The 21,938-nt window shown below is 63.2% G+C and carries 18 protein-coding genes; 10 read left to right on the forward strand and 8 right to left on the reverse strand.

The window, feature by feature from the left end; all coding sequences use genetic code 11:
- Positions 1–483: 483 nt before the first annotated feature.
- From JQ611_RS36340 to JQ611_RS36355, 4 genes are all read left to right on the forward strand, one after another.
- Entirely contained in the window at positions 484–1,710 is a 1,227-nt protein-coding gene (locus JQ611_RS36340; RefSeq protein WP_212468168.1) for an aminotransferase class I/II-fold pyridoxal phosphate-dependent enzyme, read from the forward strand.
- 12 nt (positions 1,711–1,722) lie between these two features.
- Positions 1,723–4,173 carry a DNA translocase FtsK gene (locus JQ611_RS36345; RefSeq protein WP_212264170.1) on the forward strand — a complete coding sequence of 817 codons (2,451 nt, stop codon included), beginning with the start codon at positions 1,723–1,725 and terminating at the stop codon, positions 4,171–4,173.
- Positions 4,174–4,315: 142 nt separating this feature from the next.
- On the forward strand, positions 4,316–5,155 hold the full coding sequence (locus JQ611_RS36350) for an outer membrane lipoprotein carrier protein LolA (protein ID WP_212468169.1): 840 nt from the start codon (positions 4,316–4,318) through the stop codon (positions 5,153–5,155).
- Positions 5,156–5,220: 65 nt separating this feature from the next.
- Positions 5,221–6,036: an exodeoxyribonuclease III gene (locus JQ611_RS36355; protein ID WP_192740639.1), complete on the forward strand. Its 816-nt coding sequence runs from the start codon at positions 5,221–5,223 to the stop codon at positions 6,034–6,036.
- 6 nt (positions 6,037–6,042) lie between these two features.
- Here JQ611_RS36355 and JQ611_RS36360 read toward each other — a convergent pair whose 3' ends face one another.
- A complete protein-coding gene (locus tag JQ611_RS36360) occupies positions 6,043–6,483 on the reverse strand; it encodes a Crp/Fnr family transcriptional regulator (protein ID WP_212264168.1) in 441 nt (146 codons plus the stop codon).
- Positions 6,484–6,531: 48 nt separating this feature from the next.
- Complete coding sequence (locus JQ611_RS36365) at positions 6,532–7,218, reverse strand: response regulator transcription factor (RefSeq protein ID WP_044539278.1); 687 nt, start codon at positions 7,216–7,218, stop codon at positions 6,532–6,534.
- 260 nt (positions 7,219–7,478) lie between these two features.
- Between JQ611_RS36365 and JQ611_RS36370 the strand changes: the two genes are divergently transcribed.
- Positions 7,479–8,048: a L,D-transpeptidase gene (locus JQ611_RS36370; RefSeq protein WP_212264167.1), complete on the forward strand. Its 570-nt coding sequence runs from the start codon at positions 7,479–7,481 to the stop codon at positions 8,046–8,048.
- A 24-nt stretch (positions 8,049–8,072) separates the two neighbouring features.
- Positions 8,073–8,858, forward strand: coding sequence for a 2-keto-4-pentenoate hydratase (locus tag JQ611_RS36375; protein WP_212468170.1), 786 nt, complete (start codon positions 8,073–8,075; stop codon positions 8,856–8,858).
- Between the two features lie 140 nt (positions 8,859–8,998).
- Here the strand turns inward: JQ611_RS36375 and JQ611_RS36380 are convergent, their stop codons facing one another.
- Entirely contained in the window at positions 8,999–9,688 is a 690-nt protein-coding gene (locus JQ611_RS36380; RefSeq protein WP_212264165.1) for a YggS family pyridoxal phosphate-dependent enzyme, read from the reverse strand.
- A 106-nt stretch (positions 9,689–9,794) separates the two neighbouring features.
- On the opposite strand from JQ611_RS36380, the gene JQ611_RS36385 reads away from it, so the two are divergent.
- Positions 9,795–11,486 carry a diguanylate cyclase domain-containing protein gene (locus JQ611_RS36385; protein WP_212264164.1) on the forward strand — a complete coding sequence of 564 codons (1,692 nt, stop codon included), beginning with the start codon at positions 9,795–9,797 and terminating at the stop codon, positions 11,484–11,486.
- On the opposite strand, the gene JQ611_RS36390 is transcribed toward JQ611_RS36385, so the two are convergent.
- Positions 11,483–12,472, reverse strand: coding sequence for a GGDEF domain-containing protein (locus JQ611_RS36390; RefSeq protein WP_212468185.1), 990 nt, complete (start codon positions 12,470–12,472; stop codon positions 11,483–11,485). The genes JQ611_RS36385 and JQ611_RS36390 overlap by 4 nt on opposite strands.
- Before the next feature lie 285 nt (positions 12,473–12,757).
- Here JQ611_RS36390 and leuS point away from each other — a divergent pair, with 285 nt between their 5' ends.
- From leuS to holA, 3 genes are all read left to right on the forward strand, one after another.
- Positions 12,758–15,394 (forward strand): leucine--tRNA ligase, encoded by a 2,637-nt coding sequence (leuS, locus tag JQ611_RS36395; protein ID WP_212468171.1) that lies wholly within the window; start codon positions 12,758–12,760, stop codon positions 15,392–15,394.
- A complete protein-coding gene (gene lptE / locus JQ611_RS36400; protein WP_212264162.1) occupies positions 15,381–15,932 on the forward strand; it encodes an LPS assembly lipoprotein LptE in 552 nt (183 codons plus the stop codon). Before leuS ends, lptE begins: the two co-directional genes overlap by 14 nt.
- Positions 15,933–16,041: 109 nt before the next feature.
- Positions 16,042–17,070 carry a DNA polymerase III subunit delta gene (holA, locus tag JQ611_RS36405; RefSeq protein WP_212386232.1) on the forward strand — a complete coding sequence of 343 codons (1,029 nt, stop codon included), beginning with the start codon at positions 16,042–16,044 and terminating at the stop codon, positions 17,068–17,070.
- A 178-nt stretch (positions 17,071–17,248) separates the two neighbouring features.
- On the opposite strand, the gene JQ611_RS36410 is transcribed toward holA, so the two are convergent.
- The 4 genes from JQ611_RS36410 to mnmG form a co-directional block, all read right to left on the reverse strand.
- A complete protein-coding gene (locus JQ611_RS36410) occupies positions 17,249–18,130 on the reverse strand; it encodes a ParB/RepB/Spo0J family partition protein (protein ID WP_212264160.1) in 882 nt (293 codons plus the stop codon).
- A gap of 146 nt (positions 18,131–18,276) precedes the next feature.
- The gene (locus tag JQ611_RS36415; protein ID WP_212386234.1) at positions 18,277–19,128 is read right to left on the reverse strand and encodes a ParA family protein; all 852 of its coding nucleotides are present in this window, start codon (positions 19,126–19,128) and stop codon (positions 18,277–18,279) included.
- Positions 19,115–19,786 (reverse strand): 16S rRNA (guanine(527)-N(7))-methyltransferase RsmG, encoded by a 672-nt coding sequence (gene rsmG, locus JQ611_RS36420; protein ID WP_212468172.1) that lies wholly within the window; start codon positions 19,784–19,786, stop codon positions 19,115–19,117. The genes JQ611_RS36415 and rsmG overlap by 14 nt, the downstream gene beginning before the upstream one ends.
- Positions 19,787–19,985: 199 nt before the next feature.
- The gene (gene mnmG / locus JQ611_RS36425; RefSeq protein ID WP_212468173.1) at positions 19,986–21,869 is read right to left on the reverse strand and encodes a tRNA uridine-5-carboxymethylaminomethyl(34) synthesis enzyme MnmG; all 1,884 of its coding nucleotides are present in this window, start codon (positions 21,867–21,869) and stop codon (positions 19,986–19,988) included.
- Positions 21,870–21,938: the final 69 nt, after the last annotated feature.

Here is a 21,938-nt window from a genome sequence, read left to right on the forward strand (position 1 = left end):
AGATCACGGCATAAGCCGTAAAGCCATTGCGCAGGGAAGGCCGGGTGTTCTCCGCTGCCCTGTATGCTCGTGTGCACTTTGTTTTGTGCAAACCGCACACGGGACCGCGGGTGCAGCGCGCATCCGGCATTCCCTGCGCCCTCTTAATGAGAGGGCGGGAAGTTTCTGGCAAAGCTCGGGCGTAATGCGTCGCGAGAACGCGAACATATGTCGACCCGTCATCCTGAGGTGCGAGCGTAGCGAGCCTCGAAGGATGAATCGGCCACAGACCGGGCCGTCGCCCTTCGAGGCGCGCAAGAGCTCACCTCACGGTGACGGATTTCAGATGAGCGGGAGCCGCACGTACCCAAAAATCGCTCAAAATCGACGCTGGCGCCGATGGTTAATCGCGTCTTAACCTCGCCGTATCTATGGTGGTTTGATCCGCTTCCGGTCGCTCCGTCCGTCCCCCCGACCGCAATTGAAAGTGCTGGCGTTTTAGACATGGCAATGACCGCCTCTTCCGGCGTGGCGCAGGGCGCCGGCAGTGTCCCCGCTGCCGGTCAGGCCGAGCGTTCGCCGTTTCTGCGGACGGCCGAGCTTCTGGCTCCCTATCAACCCGGTAAGCCATTGATCGCGTTATCGTTAGGCGAACCGCAGCATCCTGTCCCGAGCTTCGTCGGGCCGGTGCTGGCCAAACACATCGCCGATTTCGGCCGCTACCCGATCGCCAAGGGCATCGAGCCATTCCGCCGGGCGGTCGCGAACTGGCTCTCGGCCCGGTTCCAGCTGCCCCGGGCAATGGATCCCGAGAGCGAAATTCTGGTGCTGAACGGCAGCCGCGAAGGCCTGTTCTTCGCGGCGATCACGGCCGCGCGCTATGTCGGTCCCCGCAAGGGCAGGCCGGCGATCCTGATGCCGAACCCGTTCTATCCGGCCTATGGCGCCGGCGCGCGCGCCGCCAATTGCGAACCGATCTATCTGCCGACCACGCTCGCCAACGGCTTCCTGCCGGATCTCGATACGCTCGATGAAGCGACGCTGGCGCGCACTGTTGCGATGTTCATCGCCTCGCCGGCCAATCCGCAGGGGTCCGTCGCCTCGCGCGACTACTTCACCCGCTTGACGCAACTCGCCGATCGCTACGGCTTCATGATCCTGAGCGACGAGTGCTATTCGGAAATCTACACCAAACAGGCGCCGGGCAGCGTGCTCGAATGCGCAGGATCCGATTTCAGCAACGTCGTCGCGTTTCAATCGCTGTCGAAGCGCTCCAACCTGCCGGGCATGCGCGTCGGCTTCGCGGCCGGCGACAAGAAATTTCTCAGCGTCTTTCACGAACTGCGCAATGTCGCCGCCCCGCAGGTGCCTGTGCCGCTGCAGCACGTCGCGGCTGCCGCCTATAGCGACGAGGCGCATGTCGAGGAGAACCGCCGGCTCTATCGCATCAAGTTCGATCTCGCCGATCAGATCCTCGGCAATCGCTACGGCTATGTCAGGCCCGCCGGCGGCTTCTGCGTCTGGCTCGATGTGTCGGACCGTGGCGGCGACGAGGCTGCAACGGTGCAGCTCTATCGCGATGCCGGCGTGCGCGTGATCCCCGGAACCTATTTGTCGCGTCCGCAAAACGACGGCAGCAATCCTGGCGCCGGCTATATCCGCCTGGCGCTGGTATCGGACAGTGAATCAACGGCCGAGGCGTTGCACCGCCTGGTCGAAACCTTGGCTTAATCGCAGGGCCCCATGAGCATGCCAGCGATCGAACGTGTCATTCCCCTGGTCGGCCATCTGCCGGCCTCGATCCGCGACGCGCTGGCGCGGCGCCTGCGGGAGGTCGCAGGCCTGTGCCTGATCGCGATCTCCGGCGTCGCCGCCGCCGCGCTGATGACGTGGTCGGTGCAGGATCCAAGTTTGAGCCACGCGACCTCGCGTGCGATCCGCAACGTTCTCGGATATCCCGGCGCGATCGGCGCCGATCTGTTGATGCAGATTCTCGGCCTTGGGGCGATCATGCTGATCCTGCCCGTCGCGGTGTGGGGTTGGCGCATGCTGACCCATCGCACCTTCGACCGCGAAGCGTTGCGCCTGGCCTGCTGGATCCTCTGCACTATCATTGCGGCAGGCTTTGCCAGCTGCTGGCCGCATGGCGGCGCATGGCCGCTGCCGACCGGGCTTGGCGGCGTCGTCGGCGATGCGCTGGTGCGCGCGCCGGCCGTAATCTTCGGGCCCGCCGGTTTCATCTACCGGCTGGTGCTCGGCATCATCCTGTTCGCGGCGATGTGCGCCACCTTCCTGTTTGCGAGCGGCTGGGGTTCGCGTCCGCGCGACGACGAGGAGCTGACACCGATCGAGGACGATGACGCGCCGTTCGAGGAAGAGCGCGATCGCAGCTCGGTCTCGCTCGGCTGGGTCTATCATGCCCTGATGAGCGCCAAGGCCCGGCTCGGCTGGCTGATGTCCACGGCCTATCGTTCGCTGGTCGCAAGCGCGCCGCAGCCCCGCACCGCTTCCTTCGAGCGGCAGGAGCCCAGCCTCGGCGGCCGGACGGCGCCGTCGATTGCCCCGCAAGCCCAGGAAGAAGACGAGCACGAAGAAGAGGAAGAAGACGAGGAAGAGGAAGCCCCGGTCGCCCGCGCCCCGCGCAAGAAGGCGGCGCCAAAGGCATCGCCACGGAAATCCGACAAGTTCGAATTGCCGGCGGTCTCGATGCTCACGGCACCAAAAGCGTCCGATCGCCAGCCGCTCAGCAAGAGCGAACTGGAAGCCAATTCGCGCGCGCTGGAAGGCGTGCTCGGCGACTTCGGCGTCCGCGGCGAGATCGTCAAGGCCAATCCCGGCCCTGTCGTCACGCTGTACGAACTCGAGCCCGCGCCCGGCATCAAATCCTCCCGCGTCATCGGTCTCGCCGACGACATCGCCCGCTCGATGAGCGCGCTGTCGGCTCGCGTCGCCGTGGTTGCCGGCCGCAACGCCATCGGCATCGAATTGCCGAACGCGCATCGCGAAAAGGTCTATTTGCGCGAACTGCTGTCGCTGAAGGACGAGTCGCACGCCAAACTGCCGCTCTGCCTTGGCAAGAACATCGGCGGCGAATCCATCATCATCGACCTGGCGCGCACGCCGCATATGCTGATCGCCGGCACCACCGGCTCCGGCAAATCGGTCGCCATCAACACCATGATCCTCAGCCTGGTCTACCGGCTGCGGCCCGATCAGTGCCGGCTGATCATGGTCGATCCCAAAATGCTCGAACTCTCCGTCTATGACGGCATCCCGCACCTGCTGACGCCCGTCGTGACCGACCCGAAGAAGGCCGTGGTCGCGCTGAAATGGGCGGTGCGCGAGATGGAAGAGCGCTACAAGAAGATGTCCAAGCTCGGTGTCCGTAACATCGACGGCTACAACCAGCGTCTCGTCGAAGCCAAGGGCAAGGGCGAGGAGCTGACGCGCACGGTGCACACCGGCTTCGACAAGGAATCCGGCAAGGCGATCTACGAGGACGAAAAGCTCGACCTCGAACCGCTGCCCTACATCGTCATCATCGTCGACGAAATGGCCGACCTGATGATGGTCGCCGGCAAGGACATCGAAGGCGCGGTGCAGCGGCTGGCGCAGATGGCGCGCGCCGCGGGCCTGCACGTGATCCTCGCCACGCAACGTCCCTCGGTCGACGTCATCACCGGCACCATCAAGGCGAACTTCCCGACCCGCATCGCGTTTCAGGTCACGTCGAAAATCGACAGCCGCACCATTCTCGGCGAAATGGGCGCCGAGCAACTGCTCGGCCAGGGCGACATGCTCTATATGGCCGGCGGCGGACGGATCAGCCGCGTGCACGGCCCGTTTGCCTCCGACGAGGAAGTCGAGAAGGTGGTGCGCCATCTCAAGACGCAGGGCCAGCCGGAATATCTCGAGGCCGTTACGGCGGAAGAACCTGCCGAGGGCGAGGACGGCGCGGTATTCGATTCCACCGGCATGGGTGGCGACGGCGGCGGCGACCTGTTCCAGCAGGCCGTGGCGATCGTCAAGCGCGACCGCAAGGCCTCGACCTCCTACATTCAACGCCGGCTGCAAATAGGCTACAACCGCGCGGCGTCATTGATGGAGCGGATGGAACTCGAAGGCATCGTCGGCCAGGCCAACCACGCCGGCAAACGCGAAATTCTGGTCGAGGAAGAAGAAAGCGGTTTCTAGAGCGATTTCAAGCGATTGGACCCACTAACGAACTGAATTTGGCGTAATAATTCTCACGGAAAAACGATATCTCCTTTGGTCGAAAGCGCGATAAAACCACCGGCAGTGGGACGATCCGTTGAATAGAGATTCGAAATATCTGATGACACACTACTTTACCCATCGCGGCGTCCGTTACGGACTGGCGCTTGTGATCGCCATGTCCGTTGCCGGCGCAGCGACATCAGGCTTTTCGCAGAACGTTCCGGTCCCAAAGCCCGCACCCAAGGCCCGCGACGGCGGCGTGCAGATGAGCGCGCAGGATTCGCAAAAAGGTCCGGCGACGACAGGTGCGACCCAGGCGCCGTCAAAGACAGGAACGACCCAGGCGCCGCCGAACCCTGTCATCCCCGATCGAAATCGCAATGTGCCCGCCAATATTTTCGCGACCTTCGATGCCAACCAGAAGGCGCAGGCCGCCAGAGTGAGTTCGTATCTGTCGTCGCTGCAGACGCTGGTCGGAAATTTCGTCCAGGTCGGGCCGGACGGCAGCAAGACCAAGGGCGACTTCGTGATCCAGAAGCCGGGCAAGGTGCGCTTCGAATATGACGCGCCCAGCCAGATCGCGATCGTCGCCGACGGATCGTCGCTCGCTGTGCGCGACAAGAAGCTCGCGACCCAGGACATCTATCCGTTGTCGCAGACGCCGCTCCGGTTCCTGCTGTCGGACCGTATCGATCTGTTGAAGGATACCAACGTCGTCAGCGTCACCGCCGATGACGTCTTCATCAGCGTCACCATCGAGGAGAAGCAGGCGCTGATCGGCACCAGCCGGTTGATGCTGATGGTCGGCACCAAGGACGGCCAGCTCAAGCAATGGACCGTGACCGACCCGCAGGGCTACGACACCACGATAGCGGTCTATAATCTGGATACCTCCAAGAAGGTCGACCCCGGCCTGTTCAAGATCGATTTCACCAACTATTCGATGCCACCAGGCTGAACATTCTTGATTAGGGGCAAAGGACGTGCGTCATCAACCGCACGTCTTTTTCATTTCGGGCCCGCATGCGTTTTTCCCTGACAACGTGGAATATCAACTCGGTGCGCCTGCGCATCGACATCGTCGCCAAATTCCTCAAATCGGTACGGCCTGACGTCCTCTGCCTGCAGGAGACCAAATGCATCGACGATGCCTTCCCGCTGAAGCGCTTCAAACGCCTCGGCTATGAGCATGTCGCGCTGAACGGGCAGAAGGGCTATCACGGCGTCGCCATCGTCTCGAAACTGCCGTTCGAGACCAAGGATATCCGCACCTTCTGCGACAACATCGATTCGCGGCACATCTCGGTGGCGTTCGGCGAAAAAGCCCAGCTCGCAAAGCCGCTGGTGCTGCATAATTTCTACGTCCCGGCCGGCGGCGACATCCCCGACCCCGCGCTCAATCCGAAGTTCGATCACAAGCTCAAATTTCTCGACGAGATGAAAGCCTGCGAGCCGCTGCATCCGCGCGGCGACGACCGGCATATCCTGGTCGGCGACCTCAACGTGGCGCCGCATGAGAACGACGTGTGGTCGCACAAGCAGCTGCTAAAGGTGGTCTCGCACACCCCCATCGAATGCGAAAAGCTGCTGGCGGCGCAGACCCATGGCGAATGGTTCGACGTCGCGCGCGAGCGCATCCCGATGTCGGAGAAGGTCTATACGTGGTGGAGCTACCGCGCCGCCGACTGGACCGTCGGCGACCGGGGCCGCAGGCTCGATCACATCTGGGTTTCGCGCGCGCTGAAGGACGGCGTCAGCGATTTCCGCATCACCCGCGATGCCCGCGGCTGGGAGCGGCCGTCGGATCACGTGCCGGTTACGGTGACGCTGGAGGTGTGATTGGGATCAGGTAGAGAGTTTGGCGCCGGCCATCAATATGTCGCTGGCAAGCTGGCTGGTGCGGGTGGCGAGTTCGTCGCGCAGCGCCCGCGCCGCGGCAGGGTCGCTCTCGAGCACGCGCTGAAACAGGCTGCGCGACACCCGGATCACGGTGGAATTTTCGATCGCGATCGCGCTCGACGGCCGCTTCATCGCCACGATCAACGCCAGCTCACCGATCAGGGCACCGGGGCCTGCGATAATTTCAGCGCCGCCGTCCTCGACCCGGAACGCACCGCGCTGCACGATATAGCCGGCATCCGCCTCGTCGCCGGCGTTGAACAACTGGTCGCCGCGGCCGAATTCGCGCTGCTCCGAGCCGATCGCCAGCATGCGCAACGCCGTCGTCCCCAACAGGCGCAGTGTCGGGACGCGCTCAAGCAGAGCTACATCATCTTCGATCGACATACGGAACCGGTGATGCCCAGGGAGGTACGATTCGTGGGCCGAATCGTATCACGGCACCAGCTTGTAGCCACCGGCTTCCGTGACCAGGATCTCCGGATTGGCGGCATCTTTCTCGATCTTCTGCCGCAGCCTGTAGATGTGGGTTTCCAGGGTGTGGGTGGTGACACCCGAATTATAGCCCCAGACTTCCTGCAGCAGCGTCTCGCGCGACACCGGCATCTGGCCGGCCCGGTACAGGAAGCGCAGGATCGCGGTTTCCTTCTCGGTCAGCCGCACCTTCCGGGCGTTGGCGCCGGTCAGCATCTTGGAGCCGGGCCGGAAGCTGTAGGGGCCGACGGAGAACACCGCGTCCTCGCTGGCCTCGTGCTGGCGCAGTTGCGCCCGGATCCGGGCCAGCAGCACGGCGAACCGGAACGGCTTGGCGACGTAGTCATTGGCGCCGGATTCGAGGCCCAGAATAGTATCCGAATCGGTGTCGTGGCCGGTCAGCATGATGATCGGCGCCTTGAAGCCCCCCTTGCGCAGGGAGCGGACCACTTCGCGGCCGTCGGTATCGGGCAGGCCGACATCCATCAGCACCAGATCGGGGGAATTGGCCTTGGCGGCGCTGGCGCCCTTGGCGCCGGTATCGACCGCGGAGGCTTCGAACTCCTCATGCAGTGATAATTGCTCGACCAGCGTGTCGCGCAGATCGGTATCGTCATCCACGATCAGGATCTTGCGGGCATTGGCCATAGGTACGATCCTCTTGAGGCAGGCGGCGGACACAAGTGGGAGCGTCTCAAGCCGGTCTTGGTCGGTTGGTCGATGACGAAACTGGTTCGCGGGCGAACCTCGGCCATCGGGTACGGAATCAGGTAGGAGATTGTTACAATTTCACAAGGCGAACCGCAGTGTATCCCATATTCGAGGGGCTGTTGGATGAATGTCCTGTAATGGGCGTCAAATAGAGCAATTGCGGCCGGGGAGGCAACCCCAGGATTTGGACGTTTGGCATGGGAAGCACCAATTTTTCAATCACTTATGGGACAGAAGCGCGTGATCGGCCGCTCTCGGCGATCAGGGTTCACCGCGGCGCCGGCGACCCGCGCCGGGGCTGGCTGACGGCGGACGGCTGGACCGTCCCGGTGGCACTTGGTCGCGGCGGCATCCTCGCCAACAAGCGCGAAGGCGATGGCGGCACCCCGCGGGGCACCTACCGGCCACTGCAATTATGGTGGCGCGCCGACCGCCACTCGCGCCCGCCAACCTTTCTGCCGGTCCGGCCAATCCGGCCCGAGGACGGCTGGTGCGAAGACCCGAAGGACCGTCACTACAACCAGCCAATACAGCTCATGCGTGACCAGACCGGCGACCGCCTCACACGCGACGATCACCTCTATGACTTCATCGTCGAGATCGATCACAACAGCGCGCCGCGTATTGCCGGCCGCGGCAGCGCGGTGTTCCTGCATCTGGCGCGCACGAATTTTTCCGCCACAGCAGGCTGCGTTTCGATGACAAAATCTGCGATGCTGCGGTTGCTGCGGCGGATGGGGCCGCAAACCAAAATTACTATTGGATGAACTTCATTTCAGGATGCGGGGATTATGCAGGACAGACATCAGATTGCGTCTGCATCGCAGACGTTGCACGGCCATTGGCGCGCCGGCACCAAGCTTGACGCGCTCGACAACTGGCTGCGGCCACAGGACCGCATCGAGGCGTATGCGATCCAGGCCGCGATCGAAAGATTTTCGACGACCCATCTGTTCGGCTGGAAGATCGCGGCCACCAGCGAGGCCGGGCAGAAACACATCAATGTCGACGGTCCGATGGCCGGACGCATTCTCGCCGAGACCGTGATCCCTGACGGCGGCACGGCGTCGATGGCCGGCAACGAAATGCGCGTTGCCGAGCCGGAATTCGCGTTTCGCATGCGCTACGATCTACCGTCGCGATCGACGCCCTACACGATGAGCCAGGTGCTCGATGCCGTGGACACGCTGCATCCGGCGATCGAGATTCCGGATTCGCGCTTTTCGGATTTCGTCAGCGCCGGCGACGCCCAGATCATCGCCGACAACGCCTGCGCGCATCTGTTCGTGCTCGGCCCGGCCACGACGGCGGACTGGCGCGCGCGCGACCTGGTCGAGGAACGACCTGTCACCACGCTGCGCGGCCAGCAATTCATCGGTCACGGCAAGAACGTGCTCGGCGATCCCCGGCTGGCGCTGACCTGGCTCGCCAACGAATTGCGCCAGCTCGGCGTGACACTGAAGGCGGGCCGGGTCGTCACCACAGGCACCTGCCATCCGCCGCTGCCGATCCAGGCTGGCGATTTCTGCGCGGTCGATTTCGGGGTGCTCGGGAAAGTGTCGGTGGGGTTCGAGTAGACGGCTTCACACTCGGTGTCGTCCCGGCGAAGGCCGGGACCCATAACCACCGCTATGTATTGTTTACAAAGTGTATCAACTCCGACCGTGCACCACCGAGAAGCCGCGGCGTGGGTCCCGGCCTTCGCCGGGACGACAAGTCAGCGATGCCCGAAAATCGCCGAGCCGACGCGGATATGCGTGGCGCCGAACTGGATCGCGATCGCAAAATCGGCGCTCATGCCCATCGACAGACTCTTCAAGCCGTTGCGCGCGGCGATCTTTGCGGTCAGCGCAAAATGCGGCGCCGGCGCCTCATCGACCGGTGGAATGCACATCAATCCGGAAATCAGCAGGCCATACTTCTCCCGGCAGCTCGCAATGAACGCATCGGCCTCGCCGGGCGCGACGCCGGCCTTCTGCGGCTCCTCGCCGGTGTTGAGCTGGACGAACAATTCCGGCTGTTTTTTCTGGGAATTGATTTCCTTGGCTAACGCTTCGCAAATGCTCGGGCGGTCGACAGAATGAATGGCATCGAACAGCGCCACGGCCTCTTTCGCCTTGTTGGATTGCAGCGGCCCGATCAGATGCAGCGCCAGCCCCTGGTAAGCGGACATTAACCCAGGCCATTTCGCTTTGGCTTCCTGCACGCGATTCTCGCCGAATACGCGCTGTCCGGCGTCGATAATGGGCGAAATCGCCGACGCGTCGAACGTCTTGGACACCGCGATCAATTGTACCGTCGCCCGATCGCGGCGCGCTTCCTTGCAAGCGCGCGCGATGTCCTGCTCCACCGTAGCAAGTCCGCCAGGTAAAGGTTCTGTTAGCGAGCTGGTCGTCGGAGGCGTCATGTGAATTGTGGCTCGTACATTTACGGGATTTCCTTGGATTTTACCAAGTTCGGGAAGGGCTTTTTGAATCCTTCGCTTTACGCTGCCACGCGGGGTGGGGAACAAGATGTCTGCCGTTACTTTCAACCGCAACAGAGTGAAACTCAAGAAGCTTCTGGGGATCCGGACGCGGCTGGTGCTGCTGGCGTTGATCCTGGTGGCGCCCTTGATGCTGGAACGCGTCCGTTCGCTCGAACATGCCCGCTCCAAGCAAATCGCCCTTGCCACCGAAGAATTCCTCAACATCGCGCAGCATAGCGCCGATACCCAGCGCGAAGTCGTCTCCTCCGTCGAGACGATGCTGAAATCGGCGGCCTATATCCGCGCGTCCAGCGGCATCGGTCGCGGTTGCGAAATCCTGCGCGCCAGCCTGCCGAGCAACCTGCCCTGGATCCGCAGCATCATGATCGCGTCCAAGGACGGCCTCGTGCAGTGCTCGACCTTGAACATTCAGGTGGGACTGCAAATCGGCGACCGCGAATACTTCAAGAAGGCGCAGGCAAGCCGCGACTTCGTTTTCAGCGACTATCTGTTCGGCAAGACAAACGGGCGGCCGATGATGATGGCGGCCTATCCGGTGTCTGCCATCAATCCCGAGGAGGATGCCGTCGTCGTCGCCGGCATCAATATCGACTGGCTGTCGAAGATCATGACCAATCTCGGCGGGCGGCCGGGAATTTCGTCGTTGCTGGTCGACAGCGCCGGCGTCGTCCTCGCCGCGCCCACCGATCAGACCAGCATGATCGGCCGGCCGCTGGATTCGGTGCCGCTGATGTCCGCCGTGGCGGAGAAGGCCCTGAGCTCCGACGCACCGACCGGCTCGCTTTCATTCACCGCTTCCGACGGCTCGAATCGCACGATCAGTTTCTCCCGCATTTCCGGAACGCAATCCCGCCTGATCGTCAGCATCGACGAAACCAGGGTGACCGCCGCGATCAATCGCGAGATCCGCACCGCCTATCTCCAATTGGGATTCGTCTGCCTGTTCGTGCTGCTGGGCGCGCTGATCGGCGCGGAAAAACTGATCATCAACCCGATCGAGGTGATGACCGGCATGGCCAAGCGCTTCGGCGAGGGCGACCGGTCGGCGCGCGTCGCGCGCAGCAAACTGCCTGCTGAATTCATGCCGCTGGCGCGCGCCTTCAACGCCATGGCCACCCAGCTCAGCCAGCGCGAGCGCGAGCTTCTCGCCAACAACGACCGCCTCACTGTGATCGCATCGATCGATATGTTGTCGGGTCTTGCCAACCGCCGCGGGTTTCAGAGCCGTCTGGATTTCGAGTGGATGAAGGCGCAGCAATACAACAGCCAATTGTCCCTGCTGATGATCGATGTCGATCACTTCAAGCTCTATAACGACACCTATGGCCACCCCGAGGGCGACGCCTGCCTGACCAGGCTCGGCGAAACGCTGGCCGGGATCGCCGCCGACACCATGGGCTTCGCCGGCCGCTATGGCGGCGAGGAATTCTGCCTGCTGCTGCCGAACACCGATTCGCTCAAAGCACTGGCGATCGGCGAGATGGTGCGCACCGCGGTGCTGGATCTGAAAATACCGCACCACACCAGCAGCCATCACACCGTCACCGTGAGCATCGGTGTGGCCGGCACGCTGCCGCACGACGCGCTGCGCCCGGGCGACCTGATCGAAGCCGCCGACGCCGCCCTCTACGCCGCCAAGCACCGCGGCCGCAACACCGTGGTCGAGCATGGATTTGCGCGGATGGCGGATCAGGCCGGAATGGCCCTGGCGGGTTAGCCCGCCACCTGCTGCTCAGGCACGAGTTCGGCCTCGGTGACGACCCGGTTGCGGCCGGTCTTCTTGGCCTGATAGAGCGCGCGGTCGCAGCGCTCGATCAGGTCGGCCATCGATTCGCCGCCCTGAAACTGGGCCACCCCGATGGAGATGGTGATGCCGGGCAGTGCTTCGCCGGTCGAACGGCGGGAGATGTGGCATTCGGCAACCAGACGCCGGATGCGTTCGGCAATCGTGGCAGCCGTCGTCAGGCCAGCGTTCGGCAGGATGGCGATCAATTCCTCGCCGCCATATCGCGCCGGCAGATCGACGTCCCGTACGGCCTCGCGCAACACTTTCGCCATCAGGCGCAGCACCTGGTCGCCGACCCCGTGGCCGAACTCGTCGTTGAAGCGCTTGAAGTGATCGATATCGATCAGAAGCGCACTCACTGGATCATCCTGTTCCATCGCCGCGAGCTGAGCCTTGCGGAAGAACTCCTCCAGCGCCCGGCGGTTCGGCAGGCCGGTCAGCGTGTCAGTCTTGGCCCGCTCCTCGGACTTGACCAGGGAATCGCGGATCGTCGCCAGTTCGCGTGATTTCTCGACAAAGCTGACTTCGAGCTTGGTGGCGCGCGTCGTCGCCTTGGCGAGTTCGCCCATCAGGCTCTCGATCAGCTGCTTGGGATCGACGCCGGCCTCGGTGCGCTCGGTGACATCGTTGATGGCAGCCATTTGCGTGCGGTTGTCGGCGATCGCCGTGGTCAGGAACTGCTTGGCCGACGCCATCACCGAATGCAATTGCTGGGAGACTTCATAGGCCACCGCCTCGTCGGTGGCCTTCGATCCGACATAGCTCTCATAGATTTCGCGATTGGTCTGGGCGTCGAATTTGCGCTTGTTGCCGATCAGGATATCGATCGCCCGCTTGAGCACCGGCGGCGTGCCGAGCGTATAGTTGAACCAGACATGGAAATTGTTCGGCGTCGGCGGCACGCGATGCTCGGCCATTGAGCGCATGGCCGTTTCAGCGACCGACGTCGCGTACTCGAAATCGAGCTCGTCGAATCCCGCGGTCACGGCTTTGATGGCTTCCTACCGGTGAATTGGTGCTCTTTTCATAGGCAGGTTCCCACGAATTCGTTAAATGCCCCTCAACCGACCCGCCCGCAATGCGGCTCCAGACGCCCCAGGGGGCCTGTCGATCTGCGCCAACCCGTTGACCCCGCAACCGCTTTTGTGGCCTAGTCCGCCGTCTTTCAGACGGCCCCGAATCCATAAAAGCCCAGCGATTCCATGACCTCCGAACGCTATAACGCCCGTGACTCCGAGCCGCGCTGGCAACGCCAGTGGGACCAGAAGGCGATCTTCGCCTCCAAAAACGACGATTCCCGGCCGAAATATTACGTCCTCGAGATGTTTCCGTACCCGTCCGGGCGCATCCATATCGGGCATGTCCGCAACTACACGCTGGGCGACGTGCTGGCGCGCTTCATGCGCGCCAAGGGGTTCAACGTGCTGCACCCGATGGGCTGGGACGCGTTCGGGCTGCCGGCCGAGAACGCCGCGATCGAGCGCAAGGTCGCGCCCAAGGCCTGGACCTACGACAACATCGCCGCGATGAAGAAGCAGCTGCAGTCGATCGGACTGTCGCTCGACTGGAGCCGGGAATTCGCGACCTGCGACCCCAGCTATTACAAGCATCAGCAGAAGATGTTTCTCGACATGCTGCGCGCCGGTCTCGCCGAGCGCGAGAAGCGCAAGCTCAACTGGGACCCGGTCGACATGACCGTGCTCGCCAACGAGCAGGTGATCGACGGCCGCGGCTGGCGTTCCGGCGCCGTGGTCGAACAGCGCGAGATGAGCCAATGGGTCTTCAAGATCACGAAGTACTCGCAGGAACTGCTGGACGCACTGGACGGGCTGGATCGCTGGCCCGACAAGGTGCGGCTGATGCAGCGCAACTGGATCGGCCGCTCCGAGGGCCTCCTGGTGCGCTTCGCGCTGGATGCGGCAACGACGCCGGCCGGCGAGTCTGAGCTGAAGATTTTCACGACGCGCCCCGACACGCTGTTCGGCGCCAAGTTCATGGCGATCGCGGCCGACCATCCGCTGGCGATCGCGGCGGCAGCGAAGAATCCGAAGCTCGCGGAGTTCATCGCCGAGGTCAAACGCATCGGCACCGCCCAGGAAATCATCGACACCGCCGAAAAGCAGGGTTTCGACACCGGCATCCGCGCCGTGCACCCGTTCGACCCGAACTGGAAGCTGCCGGTCTACGTCGCCAACTTCGTGCTGATGGAATACGGCACCGGCGCCATCTTCGGCTGCCCCGGGCACGATCAACGCGACCTCGATTTCGTCAATAAATATGCGCTCGGCGTCACGCCCGTCGTGTGTCCGGAAGGCCAGGATCCGAAGACGTTCGTGATCACGGACGCCGCCTATGACGGTGACGGCCGCATGATCAATTCGCGCTTCCTCGATGGCATGACCATCGAGCAGGCCAAGGAAGAGGTCGCAAAGCGGCTGGAAAGCGAACTGCGCGGCAACATGCCGGTCGGCGAGCGGCAGGTGAACTTCCGCCTGCGCGACTGGGGCATTTCGCGCCAGCGCTATTGGGGTTGTCCGATCCCGGTGATCCACTGCCCGAAATGCGACGTGGTGCCGGTGCCGGACAGCGACCTGCCGGTGGTGCTGCCGGAGGATGTGACCTTCGACAAGCCCGGCAACGCGCTCGACCATCATCCGACCTGGAAGCACGTCGCCTGCCCGAGATGCGGTGGCAAAGCCCAGCGCGAAACCGACACCATGGACACCTTCGTGGATTCGTCCTGGTACTTCGCGCGCTTCACCGATCCCTGGAACGAGAACGCGCCGACCACGCCTGATGTCGTGAACCGGATGTTGCCGATCGACCAGTATATCGGCGGCGTCGAGCACGCGATCCTGCATCTGCTGTACAGCCGCTTCTTCACCCGCGCGATGAAGGCGACCGGCCATATCGGCATGGACGAGCCGTTCGCCGGCATGTTCACGCAGGGCATGGTGGTGCACGAGACTTACCAGAAGGCCGATGGCTCTTACGTCACGCCCGCCGAGGTGAAGGTCGAGACCGGCGGCAATGGCAAGCGCGCTCTTCTGCTGACGACGGGTGAAGAGGTCGCCATCGGCGCGATCGAGAAGATGTCGAAGTCGAAGAAGAACACCGTCGACCCCGACGACATCATCGCGACCTACGGCGCCGACGTCGCGCGCTGGTTCATGCTGTCGGACTCACCGCCCGATCGCGACGTGATCTGGAGCGACGAGCGCGTGCAGGGCGCCTCGCGCTTCGTGCAGCGGCTGTGGCGGCTGGTCAACGAATCGGCCGAGATCGCCAAAATGGCCCCGGCCGCCCGGCCGGCCTCGTTCGGCGACGATGCGTTGGGCCTGCGCAAGGCGGCCCATGGCGCGCTGGACAAGGTGTCGAACGGCATCGAGCGGCTGCATTTCAACGTCTGCCTCGCCCATATCCGCGAATTCACCAATGCGCTGGCCGAGGTGCTGGGGCGCGAGGGGCAGCCAGCGCCTGACCTGAGTCCAGATCTTTCTTGGTCGGTCCGGGAGGCCGCGGTCATCCTTGTTCAACTGTTCGCGCCCATGATGCCCCATCTGGCCGAGGAGTGCTGGACGGTATTGGGGCAATCCGGGCTGATTTCGGAAGCCGATTGGCCCCAAATCGAACGCGATTTGCTGGTTGAAGACACGGTGACGCTGGTGGTTCAGGTCAATGGCAAAAAACGGGGTGATGTAACCGTGCCACGGGGCGCCCAAAATCCGGAAATTGAGGCTGCCGTTCTGGCCCTTGATGCGGTAAAACTCGCCTTGGGTGGCAAGGCCGTCCGCAAGGTGATTGTTGTTCCCATGAGGATCGTGAATGTCGTTGGCTAGGACCCGGATCGCCGCTCGGCTGCTGGCCGTTGTCGCTCTGGCGGCGCTGACGGCCGGCTGTTTTCAGCCGATGTATGCCGAACGCGCCGACGGCTCGCCCGGCCTGCGCGAAAAGCTGATGGGCGTGGAAATCCCGCCCGTCGACAAGAACAACGCCTCCCGCGAGGCCCGCATCCAGGTCGAAATCCGCAACCAGCTGGCGTTCAAGCTTTATGGCAATGCGACCGGCATGCCGCCGACCCATCGGCTGGTGCTGCGGTTCTCCACCACCCGCTCGTCGCTGATGCTCGATCCGACCACAGCGCTGCCCTCGAGCGAGAATTACGGCATCGATGCGCAGTACAATCTGATCGATCTGGCGACGAACAAATCTGTCATGACCGGCACGACCTTCTCCCGCGTGTCCTATGACATCCCGGGCCAGATGCAGCGTTTCGCCCGCGCCCGCGCCTTCCGCGACGCCGAGGATCGCTCCGCCAATGAGATCGCCGAGAACATCCAGACACGGCTGGCGTCGTTCTTCGTCGCTGGAAGCTAAGAGCCCGTCATTCCGGTTCGCGCGTTAGCGCGAACCCGGAATCCAGAGATTATTCGATCGAGATTCCGGGTCCACGCGAAGACGCGTGTCCCGGAATGACAAGGTTGGTATGGTCGCGCTTCGCGGAAAAGAAATCGACGCCTTTCTCGCCCGGCCTGATTCCGCCCGTCCCATCATTCTGCTGTACGGCCCGGACGCCGGCCTGGTGCGTGAACGCGCCGACGCATTGCTGGCGTCCGCCGTCGACGATCCCAACGATCCGTTCTCAATGGTGCGGCTGGACGGCGACGAGCTGTCGGCCGAGCCGTCGCGGCTGGTCGATGAAGCGATGACGGTGCCGCTGTTCGGCGGCCGCCGCGCCATCCGCGTGCGCGCCGGCTCGCGCAGTTTTGCTGGCGGTATCGACACGCTGGCGGAGATGCCGCTCAAGGATTGCCGCATCGTGATCGAGGCCGGCGAACTCCGGCCGGAATCGCCGCTGCGCAAGGCCTGCGAGCGCGCCAAGACCGCGGTCGCGATCGCCTGCTATCCCGACACCGAACGCGACCTCGCCAAGTTGATTGACGACGAGTTGCGGCCCTCCAACCTGCGCATCGCGCCCGACGCCCGCGCCGTGTTGACCGCACTGCTCGGCGGCGACCGGCAAGCCTCGCGCAACGAATTGCGCAAGCTCGCGCTCTACGCCCACGGCCAGGGCGAGGTGTCGATCGACGACGTGATGGCGGTTGTCGCTGACGCATCCGAGCTGAAGCTCGACCCGATCGTCGACGGCGCGTTTGCGGGAAAGCCTGATCTGGTCGAAAGCGAATTCGCCAAAGCGATGATCGCCGGCACCTATCCCGGCGTGATCATTTCGGCAGCCCAACGCCAGGCCGCATGGCTGCACAAATCGGCGCTTGCGGTGGCCGAGGGCACGCCGGTCTCGACGTTGCTGGAGAGCGGGTATCCGCGGCTGCATTTTTCGCGCAAGGGCGCAGTTGAAGTCGCGTTGCGGAATTTCAGCGCCGCGCGGCTGGTCGCGATTATCGACCAGCTCGCGACCGCCGCATTCGACATGCGCAAACAGGCCACGCTGGCAGCCGCGATCGCGCAACGCACGCTGCTGTCGATCGCGGCGAACGCGAAACGGCGGGGATGAGTGCTCTTCGTCGTCCCTGCGAACGCAGGGACCCATACGCCGCGGCCGGCGTTATTGGAAAAGGAAGCCAACGACCAGCGGGTAAAATAATGACCGCTGGTGGTTATGGGTCCCCCGATGCGCAATTGCGCATCTGAGCTCAAGGCCGGGACGCCGAAAATAAATTCGAGCGCTCCGTTCAACCGCCCTTCGCCAGCCGCCGCATCACTTCGTCGAGCTGCTCGAGGTTGCGGTAGCTGATCTGGACGCTGCCGCCGGGATCGCGGTGATTGACGGTGACGGCCAGCCCTAGCGCGTCGCTGACGCGTTTCTCCAACGCTATCGTATCGGGGTCCTTGGTCTTGCCGCCGCTGCGGGCCTTCTGCGGCTTGCGCTCCGGCACGCCTTCTTCATGCGCCAGCGCTTCGGCCTGGCGGACGTTGAGGCCTTCGGCGACGATGCGCTTTGCGGAGGCAAGCGGATCCGGCACGCCGATCAGCGCGCGGGCGTGGCCGGCGGACAATTCGCCGTTGGCGATGAGGGCCTGCACTTCCGCCGGCAGCTTCGTCAGCCGCATCATGTTGGCGACATGGCTGCGGCTCTTGCCGACCTCCTTGGCGATCTCTTCCTGGCTGCGTTTGAATTCTTCCGCGAGCGCGTGATAGCCCTGCGCCTCTTCCATCGCATTGAGGTCTTCGCGCTGCACGTTCTCGATGATCATGATCTCGAGCGCGTCGCTGTCGCTGACCTCGATCGGCACGATCGGCACTTCATGCAGGCCGGCCAGTTGCGAGGCGCGCCAGCGGCGTTCGCCGGCGATGATCTCGTAGCGATCAGCAACGCCCTTCACCGGACGCACCACGATCGGCTGGATCACGCCATGCTGCTTGACCGAAGCAGCGAGCTCGCCGAGTTCGGCATCGGCAAACGTCCGGCGCGGGTTGCGCGGATTTGCCTTTAGAAATTCGATCGGCACCTTGCGCTGATTGCGCGGGCGCTCGACGTGCGCGGCCTCACCGCCGACATCGCCGATCAGACTTGCAAGACCGCGGCCCAGTCGCGAACGCGCTTCGTCGGCCATCGCCAGCTCCCTTGGATTCACGCAACTTACTCCGAAATTAGAAACTGTGTTTCTTGTAGGATGGGTAGAGCGCAGCGAAACCCATCATCTTGATCGCGTATGTGGCGGTGGGTTTCGCTGCGCTCTACCCACCCTACGATTTCGCGCTAATGCGTTCGCAGCTCACGCTCGCGCTGGATCACCTCGGTTGCGAGTTTCAGATACGCATCGCTGCCGACGCATTTGAGATCGTAAACCAAGACCGGCTTGCCATAGGACGGCGCCTCGGAGATGCGCACGTTGCGCGGGATCATGGTGTTGTAGACCTTGGCGCCCATGAACTGCCGGACGTCGGCGACGACCTGGTTCGACAAATTGTTGCGCGAGTCGAACATGGTCAGCACGATGCCGTGGATCGACAGGGTAGGATTCAACGTCGAGCGCACCTGCTCCACGGTCTGCAACAATTGCGACAGACCTTCGAGCGCGAAGAACTCGCATTGCAGCGGCACCAGGATCGCGTCGGATGCCGCCATCGCATTGACGGTGAGGAGGTTGAGCGACGGCGGGCAGTCGATCAGCACATAGGTGTAATCGGAGTCGGGCGCCGCGTTGCTGTTCAGCGCCGCGATGGCGTCGCGCAGCCGGAAGGCGCGGCCGGGCGTCGATCCCAGCTCCAATTCGAGACCCGACAAGTCCATGGTGGAAGCCGCGATATGCAGACGCGGCACGGCGGTTACAACGACAGCTTCGCGCAGCGGGGCTTCACCGATCAGCACATCGTAGGTTGAACAGTTGCGGTTGCGGCGATCGATGCCGAGACCGGTGGAGGCGTTGCCCTGGGGGTCGAGGTCGACGATCAACACGCGCTCGCCAATCGCAGCGAGTGCGGTGCCAAGATTGATCGCGGTGGTAGTCTTGCCGACGCCACCCTTCTGGTTGGCGAGCGACAATATGCGCGGATGGCCCGCCGGTGTAGCCGCTTTATCTTCTTGATATATTTGATCAATCACGGTCATACTCGGTGCCCATCGCGGAAGTTTTGCGTCGCTCGATGCGGTCGAGTTCGACGATCCAGCCTTGTCCGCCCGTGCGGCTGGAATGAAGTTGCGGCCTAATATTCCAATATTTAGTGGCTTCGGTCAATTCAGCCTCTACATCTTGGCCCTTTAGAAATAACGCTTTTGCGCCCTTTCCTACCAGCGGTTCCGCGAAACCGATGAGCTGATGTAACGGAGCCAGCGCCCGCGCAGTGACGCAATCGACAGGGCCGGCGATTCTATCCACGATATCCCCGATGTCAGCGAGATGCACGGTCCCGGCCGCCGAGGTCACACGAATTGCTTCGCGCAGGAACGCGGCTTTCTTGGCGTTGCGTTCGACCAGCTGAATATTGGCGCCCGGCGTCTCGGCCAAAGCGCAGGCGAGGACCACACCCGGAAAGCCGCCGCCGCTGCCGAGATCGACCCACCTCGTTGCAGTGGGAACCAAGCTCAGGAGCTGTAGCGAGTCGGCGATATGGCGAGTCCAGAGATGTGGAAGTGTCGATGGCGCCACCAGGTTTGTTTTGGCCTGCCATTCCCGGAGCAGATCGACATAGCGATCCAGCCGCGCCTCTGTTTCACGTGAAACGGGGGTGAGGGCGAGGGCGGCGGCTTTGTCGGAGGTTGGGACCATGAATTTTACTTGCTCGGCATCTTATCGATTCGCTCGAAGGCCGCCGCTGCTGAGGCTGTCATTGCGAGCGAAGCGAAGCAATCCATCGCGCAGCATAACGGACAGGTGGATTGCGTCCGCCTTCGCTCATGAGCTACGGCGGACAGGTCGCCGCCTGCCCCCTCTGGACTGTGGGCCTCCCCGTTTCACGTGAAACGTTTTAAGCCGTCACCTTCGAAGTCTTTCGCCGGGCTTCACGCCGCAGATATGCCGCCAGGATACCGAGCGCGGCCGGAGTCAAACCATCCAGCCGCCCCGCCTGCCCCACGGTTCGCGGCCGCGCCGCCTCAAGCTTTGAGCGCGCCTCATTGGAGAGGCCGGGCACGTCAGAATAATCGATGTCGGTCAGAACCATGCCCTCATCGCGCCTGAAGGCGTCGACGTCAGCGGTCTGGCGCTTCAGATAGACGTCATATTTGGCATCGATCTCGAGGTGGACGGCGATCGATGGGTCAATGGCGGATAGCTCGGGCCAGATGCCTTGCAGGGCGGACCATTCGACCTCCGGGTAGGCCAATAGCTCAAACGCCGAGCGACGATGGCCATCCCGGTTCAGCGCCAGGCCGTGCTTGCCGGCTTCGTTGGGCGTGATCGTCAAAGACTTCGCCAGCGACTTCGCGGCTTCGAGCGCGCCCATCTTGGTGCCGTGGCGCTGCGAACGCACCTGCCCTACGCAACCCAAGGCGATCCCCTTGTCGGTCAGCCGCTGGTCGGCATTGTCGGCTCGCAGGGTCAGGCGATATTCCGCCCGCGAGGTGAACATTCGATACGGCTCAGTGATGCCGCGGGTCACGAGATCATCGATCATCACGCCGAGATAGCCGTCGGCACGGTCGAAAACGATCGCCTCGCCGCCGCTGGCGGACAGTGCCGCATTCAGCCCCGCAACAATTCCCTGTGCCGCAGCCTCTTCATAGCCGGTGGTGCCGTTGATCTGCCCGGCCAGGAACAGTCCCGGCAGCCGCTTGGCCTGCAGCGTCGGCTCCAACTCCCGGGGATCGACATGGTCGTACTCGATCGCATAGCCCGGGCGGACCATCTTGACCTGTTCGAGACCAGGAATGGTCGAGAGGATCGCGAGCTGCACCTCCTCCGGAAGCGAAGTCGAGATGCCGTTGGGATAGACGGTGGAGTCTTCCAGGCCTTCCGGCTCCAGGAAGATCTGATGGCCGTCGCGATCGCCAAAGCGGACGATCTTGTCTTCGATCGAGGGGCAATAGCGCGGACCGCTGCTCTTGATCTGACCGGAATACATCGGCGAGCGATGTACATTGGCCCGGATCACGTCATGGGTCGCCGGCGTGGTGCGGGTGATCCCACACTGGATCTGTGGGGTCGTAATGCGGTCGGTCATGACCGAGAACGGCTCCGGCGGATCGTCGCCGGGCTGCATTTCGACCGCGGACCAGTCGATAGTCGTGCCATCCAGCCGCGGCGGCGTCCCTGTCTTGAGACGGCCGAGCGTAAACCCAGCACGCTCGAAGGAAGTCGAAAGCCCCATCGCCGGAGCCTCGCCGACCCGCCCCGCAGGCCAGTTCTTTTCGCCGAGATGGATCAGACCACGGAGGAAGGTCCCAGTGGTGATGACGACGGCACCACAGCCAAGTTCGCGGCCGTCGCCGAGACGAATGCCGGTGACACGCCCGCTCGAAACAATCAGCTCATCCGCCTCGCCTTCGACCACACTCAGATTGGCGGTCTCGATGATCGCCGCCTGCATCGCGGCCGCATAGAGTTTGCGGTCGGCCTGGGCCCGCGGTCCGCGAACGGCAGGACCCTTGCGACGGTTCAGCATCCGAAACTGGATGCCGCCAGCATCGGCGACCCGGCCCATCAGACCATCGAGGGCATCGACTTCACGGACGAGATGACCCTTGCCCAGACCACCGATGGCGGGATTGCAGGACATCGCGCCGACGGTCGCAAAGCTGTGGGTGACCAGCGCTGTCTTCGCGCCCATCCGGGCTGCCGCGCTCGCGGCCTCGCAGCCGGCATGGCCGCCGCCGATGACGATAACGTCGAAGGAATCTGAGCGCGAAATCATGGCGGACTTCTATCGCGGAGTCAGAAATCGCGGAAGCGGGAAGTTGCGGGAAATTGAAAGGAATGGATC

This window comes from Bradyrhizobium sp. AUGA SZCCT0182 (genome assembly GCF_018130185.1).
Lineage (GTDB): Bacteria > Pseudomonadota > Alphaproteobacteria > Rhizobiales > Xanthobacteraceae > Bradyrhizobium.